Source organism: bacterium, from assembly GCA_035371905.1.
In the GTDB taxonomy this organism is placed as follows: domain Bacteria; phylum Ratteibacteria; class UBA8468; order B48-G9; family JAFGKM01; genus JAMWDI01.
The window spans coordinates 1-5,698 of the sequence record DAORXQ010000099.1 but is presented as its reverse complement, the minus strand read 5'-3'; the positions used below and the strand labels follow the sequence as shown (position 1 = coordinate 5,698).

General features: G+C 28.3%; 5 protein-coding genes. 1 reads left to right on the top strand and 4 read right to left on the bottom strand.

The features are described from left to right. Positions 1–11: 11 nt before the first annotated feature. The 4 genes from PKV21_08665 to PKV21_08650 are packed head-to-tail and all read right to left on the bottom strand — an operon-like array spanning position 12 to position 4,385. On the bottom strand, positions 12–1,121 hold the full coding sequence (locus PKV21_08665) for a hypothetical protein (protein ID HOM27559.1): 1,110 nt from the start codon (positions 1,119–1,121) through the stop codon (positions 12–14). A gap of 11 nt (positions 1,122–1,132) precedes the next feature. After that, a complete protein-coding gene (locus tag PKV21_08660) occupies positions 1,133–2,503 on the bottom strand; it encodes a hypothetical protein (protein HOM27558.1) in 1,371 nt (456 codons plus the stop codon). A 14-nt stretch (positions 2,504–2,517) separates the two neighbouring features. Then, the gene (locus PKV21_08655; GenBank protein HOM27557.1) at positions 2,518–3,237 is read right to left on the bottom strand and encodes a DUF2092 domain-containing protein; all 720 of its coding nucleotides are present in this window, start codon (positions 3,235–3,237) and stop codon (positions 2,518–2,520) included. Between the two features lie 35 nt (positions 3,238–3,272). Next, positions 3,273–4,385: a redoxin domain-containing protein gene (locus PKV21_08650; GenBank protein ID HOM27556.1), complete on the bottom strand. Its 1,113-nt coding sequence runs from the start codon at positions 4,383–4,385 to the stop codon at positions 3,273–3,275. Positions 4,386–4,567: 182 nt separating this feature from the next. On the opposite strand from PKV21_08650, the gene cas6 reads away from it, so the two are divergent. Further along, positions 4,568–5,494 (top strand): CRISPR system precrRNA processing endoribonuclease RAMP protein Cas6, encoded by a 927-nt coding sequence (cas6, locus tag PKV21_08645; GenBank protein HOM27555.1) that lies wholly within the window; start codon positions 4,568–4,570, stop codon positions 5,492–5,494. Positions 5,495–5,698: the final 204 nt, after the last annotated feature.

Here is a 5,698-nt window from a genome sequence, read left to right as displayed (position 1 = left end):
TATTTTATTTTTCATCTTAAATTCCTCCTGTGATAATGGAACTCAACAATCTCTTTACTCTTCGGTTTTAAATCAATTACAAATTTTATATTATTTGAATCAATTTTTTCATATTTGTGAGTACTTTCTTCCATATCCCATTCATCAGATATATTCTCAAGAATTTCAATTTTTGCAATCTTGTCTCTGAAGTTTTCAATTTCAATTCTTATAATTTCATCAGTATCATAAAGTACAATATCTCCAGAATTATTTTTTCTTATATTTATTTTTGTATCTTTCATTTTTTTCTGCTTTACAACTATATCTCTGCTATCTCCAAAATAAAGACGAAAACTTTCTCCAACAGGTATGTATTTTAAATTGTCCTCTCCAAGAAAAATTGAACTACCGGAACTTTCAATTTGAAACATTCTTGTTTTTCCTAAAAGTAAAGGAAATTCTCCAAGTCCACTCTCTTTTACATTCTTTATTTCAAAATATACAGGAATTCCAACATTTTCTTTTGCTGTTTCAGGGTCCCATATCATTCTTGAAGCATCAAAAACAAAAATCTTCTCAAATTTAATTCCATCCTTTTGATAAATCAATATCTGTTTTGTTTCTTCATTTTTAGTTGATGTTTCAAATGTCTTCCCAAATTCAGGTGTAACAATTCCTTTCTCAAAGTCCTCTCCAGAAAAATTTCTTAAAATAATGTATGATGTAAAGTTTATATTTTCCTCATTTTTATCAACAACTATTTTGTAAGTGTAAAGACAGTCAATATTTGAAAGCAAGTATGATATTCTTACTTTTTCCTCACCGCCTTCGGGACTGTATATTTCCCAGATAAGAGAATTTCCTTCAGGTGGATAACTTAAACTTATCAATTTAAGTTTATCAGGATTTGTGAGAAAAGTTAGATTTATTGAGTCCTGGTCAATATTCACACCTTTCCATGAAAAATCAACCTGATTTATGCCTTTCTGAAGTGTCAGTATTCTTTCTTCTTCAACAAAAGCAGTATAAGGAGCATCAAATCTGATGTAAGAAATTTCTCTATCCGGAAGAGCAACAAGTTTTGTCCTTGCATATGAAATGGAAAAGATTATAAACAGAATAATTAAAACTTTTTTCATTTTTTTCTCCTTTAAAATCTTGTTATAACTGTGTATCTTATTATTTCCTCTCCACTGCCTTTAACCTTCACAGGAAATTTTATTGTATATGCATCCTCTTTTTCATAATTATGACTTTTTTCTGTTATTTCCCAACTTCCATATAAGTGTTCAATAACTTCAACAGAAACATCCTCTTTTTTGAAGTTTTTAATCTTAATTTCATATGTGTCTTTATAAACCTGCTGACTTATCCTTTCGTGTGCTATAATTTTTCTCTCTCCTTTTATATCAAAAACATTACCAAGTGATAATCTAACCTTTTCTCCAACCGGTGTATGAGGAATTCTGTTTTCTCCGATAAAAATACTTCCTTCCTTTTCATTCTTAAAAATCTTCATCTTTCCTGCAGGAAGAATTTCACCCTCATTTTTAAATTCAATCCAGATTTCAACCTTATCATTATAATTCAGATTTCTCCAGTTATCATAATGATAATACCTTGTAATTGCTCCATCATACTTATATTTTTTTTCAACCTTTAAATCATTTTTATTTACAAAATTTATCTGCTTTATCTCTCCATCCTTAATATCTGTTTTTCCCTTCAATGTATATCTGTGATACTCAAAAACTGGACTTTCTTCAAATGAAGGAGCACCTGCCATTTCTGCTTTTAAAGCATCAGCCGCTCCGAATGCTTTTCTTTGGTTTTCAATTTCAGCAATTTTTTTAACTTCACCTGCAACAAGTTCAATTGATGCATTTTCATAATCTATACCACATTTATTATTAACTGTTATAAATCCTGTTAAACTTAAAACTGATTTTTCTTCATCAAAACTGCCTAAATAATCTGCACGCCAATTAATATTTGAGGTAGTATATTTAAGAAGAATTTTATATATATCCTTTTTTTCATTCTGTACAAGGAATTTTAACTGTGGTTTATATGTAAAAGTGCTCATCTTTCCAAAACTTACCTCTCTTAAATTTTCTTTATTGACAAAAATTATTTTATCCTTTGTTTCTATTCCAATATTTCCAGCATCATAAAAAAGTAAAATTCCTGAATAGAATTGTCCATCTTTTGTTATCATACTTACTTTTTCTCCTATATTTTTTGCAAAAACTTTATCAGAAGTATAAACATCATAATTAAATGACTGCTCAAGAACATTAAATTTTATAGAAGGTGATAAAACTGAAATCTGAATACTTACCGGTTCAATAAATCTTGGTATATCTGTAAAAATAAGTTCATTTTTTCCAGCAGGTACTTCAATTTCCCTTATCTCATCACATACAGCAAAATTCTGATTGTAAATAACAAGTTTAACATCCTTTTTACTTTGAGCAAATAAAAAATTTACAAAAATCAAAAATAAAATTATTTTTTTCATATGCTCCTCCTTTTTTACTTACCGGTTTTTATCTCCTTTGCACCTTCTGGAATTTTGAAATTAAACTTATCATCAGAAATTTCAGGATTTATTTTCAAACTTTTAAACTTATAATTCATTTCGGATAATTCAGTTCCTATAGTTGTTAATGATTGAAATTGTACAGGATAATAGTTTTCTTTATTAATCCATAAATTTACAGTACAGGAATTATTTGCAAAGTCCTTTCCAGAAAATTTTATTAAAAAACAATTTTTATTTTCAAAACTTACCTCTTCCATATCAACACTTTCAATTTTGGGAATTGCTTTTGCTAAATCTATAATAAATAAGGGAAAAACAAAATGGGAAGGAGTATTTTTTAAAGGTATTTTATTGTAAGCATTTATTACTTTATCGTAATTCCATAAGTAATTTCCATCATAAACAGAAATCTGTCTATCTCCATTTTCAAGATAAAACTTTCCAGAATTTAAATCAGCCATCAGATTTGATTCTATTTCAATTATTTCATAATTTTTCTGTTTAGAATCAGAATCAAGATACTTTCCTATTGTTGTAGAAAAAATATACTTTGCTTCAATTTTTTTACCTTTAAATATATTTTCAGTTTTATTCAGTACTTCTTTAATTTTTGGCGGAAAGTTAATTTGAGCAAAAACCAAAACTGCTAATAATATATGAATTCCTAAAATTTTCTTTACAGGATTTATTTTAACTGAATATAAGTTCATTTTCTTCTCTTCTTACAAAATCAGATATAGTTAACCTATTTTATCTTTTCAATTTCTTCCCTTAAAATTTTTTCATTTTCAGAAGTATAACCTGTTAAATCTTTTACAACTATCCCATCTTTATTAATCAGAAGAACTCTTGGAATGGTGTTTACTTTATAATTATCGCTTACTTTGCTATCTGTATCAAGGAGAACAGGAAATTTATAATTGTTTTCATCTATAAAATCCTCAACTTTTTCTTTATCTTCACCACTATTTACACACAGAACTATTACTCCTTTATCTTTATATTCATTGTAAATTTTCTGTATGACTTTTAATTCTTCTCTGCATGGTGGACACCAACTTGCCCAGAAATTAAGAAGTACAACTTTACCTTCATAAGAAGAAAGAGTGATACTTTTCCCTTCAATATCCTTCAGATTAAAATCAGGTGCTTTTTTTCCTTCAAGAGATTCTTCTTTAGAAGTTCTGGTATCCGAAAATTTAAATTCTTTCGCTCCACTTGGTGGTTTAAAAACAAATATATCTGAAGGAACTTCTGGATTAATTTTAAGAGTTTTAATCCTGTTTTTAATAATTATTGGTTCATTAATGGATGGAAATTTGCTTTCTATCTCAAATTGAGCCGGTAGATAATTACTTGAATCAATAAATAATGTCAACTTAACATTATTATTCCTTTTATCTTTACCAGTTAATTCTATTCTGTAACATTTCTTATCATCAAAATTGACTTCTTCAATAGAGGAACTATCAAGTTTCGGTAAAAATTCAGATATTTCTTTTATACTTGTAGGGATAAAACTTTCTTTATTTTTTTCTAATTCATCTTTTGAAATTGGAATTTTTGTATAGAGATTTGACATTTTATTGTAAGTCCACAGATTTTCTCCATCATACACAGTAATACCCATTTCTCCCATCTCCATATAAAATTTCTCGGTTTTCAAATCAGTTATAATTCTTATATCAAACAATGTAGTCATACCCATCATCTTATAAGAACTCTCAATTCTGCTTTCAATCATTTTGTCCTTTAAAATACTTTCAGTTTTACCAAGTATATCCTTTATTTTTTGAGGAATTTCCTGAGAAAAGATTAAAGTTATGACCAGAAAATAAAAGAAAACAATTTTTTTCATAATTTCCCCTTTTTTTCAATTTAATGACTTTCATCTTTTTATATTCTCATGTTTTTCTAATTCTGTCAAATCAGTGTCTAATTTTCAAAATCTGCATTGTCAAACAAGAGTTAATGAATTCTGGTAATATGATAAATATGCTATAATACAGAAAAGATTACTTTTGGTGAAAAAATTTAAAAATGGATTTTGAATTTATTAAAAATTTGAAGTTTATAATTATCTCTTTCAGAATTCAACCGGATAAAACTCTCACACTTCCTTTCTTTAAAGGTGCAACAATTAGAGGTGGACTTGGTTATTCATTCAAAAAAAATGTATGTGTTAAAAATGAAACAGATTGTAAAAATTGCAGTTCCTTTTCAGATTGTGTTTATGTCAATCTCTTTGAACCCAAAAAAATAAAAGAAAAGATAGAAGAAATACCAAGACCTTATGTTATTGAATTTCCAGTGAACAAAAAAAATGTTTACAGAGAAGATGAGATTTTTGAATTTAACCTTATCCTTTTTGAAAAAGCAGTTAAATATTTTCCATACTTCCTTATATCTTTTGCATATCTTGGCGAGAAGGGAATAGGAAAATTCAGGGAGAAATTTTTTATAAAAGAGGTCTTTCAGAAATATCCAGTTGAAAAAGAAATATTTGATTTTAGGAAAGGAACAGTTGAGATGCCAGAAGTTAGAGAATATGAATTGATTGAAAAAGATATTGATAAAATAAGCATAAAATTTTTAACACCAACGAAAATAAAAAGTCAGGGTGACTTTATAACAGTTCCAGAATTTGAGGTATTTATAAAGGCAGTATTAAGAAGGATTTCGCAGATTCTTTATTTCTGGTGTGATTTTAAAGAAAAGATTGACTATTCAGAAATAATAAAAGAGGCAGAAAAAGTTAAAATAGGAAAATGTAATTTATACTGGAAGGATTTTAAAAGATATTCTACAAGGCAGAAAGAAGAAATGAAACTTGGAGGGATATTAGGAGAAATTGAATATAGAGGTGATATAGGTAAATTTTATCCTTTAATTGAAATCGGCTCTTACATCCACATAGGCAAAAATACATCCTTCGGTCTCGGCAAGTATATAATTCTCACAAAATAAAATTTTTTCCAAGCCCCATCCCCCGCTTTTAAAAATCCCCTTTAAAGCGGGTCCAGTATTCCGTAGGCGAAAGCCGAAGTCCGCCATGTCTTTTGGCGGATAACAAGTTATTTAAAGTCGCAATCCTCCCGGACACAAACCTTGTCGGATAAACTTTAAAGCAGGTCCAGTATTCCGTAGGCGAAAGCCGAAGTCCGCCATGTC

Excerpts from the sequence above, each read along its gene's own strand:
- PKV21_08665 (HOM27559.1), bottom strand. The coding sequence starts at position 1,121 with ATGAAAAAAGTTTTAATTATTCTGTTTATAATCTTTTCCATTTCATAT.
- PKV21_08660 (HOM27558.1), bottom strand. The coding sequence starts at position 2,503 with ATGAAAAAAATAATTTTATTTTTGATTTTTGTAAATTTTTTATTTGCT.
- PKV21_08655 (HOM27557.1), bottom strand. The coding sequence starts at position 3,237 with ATGAACTTATATTCAGTTAAAATAAATCCTGTAAAGAAAATTTTAGGA.
- PKV21_08650 (HOM27556.1), bottom strand. The coding sequence starts at position 4,385 with ATGAAAAAAATTGTTTTCTTTTATTTTCTGGTCATAACTTTAATCTTT.
- cas6 (HOM27555.1), top strand. The coding sequence starts at position 4,568 with ATGGATTTTGAATTTATTAAAAATTTGAAGTTTATAATTATCTCTTTC.